The following is a 304-nucleotide window of genomic DNA, read 5'->3' on the forward strand; positions in this document are numbered from 1 at the left end:
ATATAAACAATTTAACAAGGATGTTATCATTGTAGCCGTTGGCTACTATCTAAGATATGCATTGAGTTATCGTGATATATCTGAAATATTAAGGGAACGTGGTGTAAACGTTCATCATTCAACGGTCTACCGTTGGGTTCAAGAATATGCCCCAATTTTATATCAAATTTGGAAGAAAAAGCATAAAAAAGCTTATTACAAATGGCGTATTGATGAGACGTACATCAAAATAAAAGGAAAATGGAGTTATTTATATCGTGCCATTGATGCAGAGGGACATACATTAGATATTTGGTTGCGTAAG

At 33.6% G+C, this 304-nt stretch carries 1 pseudogene; it reads left to right on the forward strand.

The features are described 5' to 3' along the window. A pseudogene (locus CD135_RS11690) lies at positions 1-304 on the forward strand (IS6-like element IS257 family transposase); the annotation flags it as partial.

Origin of the sequence: Mammaliicoccus lentus, from assembly GCF_002902755.1 — a bacterium.
GTDB lineage: Bacteria > Bacillota > Bacilli > Staphylococcales > Staphylococcaceae > Mammaliicoccus > Mammaliicoccus lentus.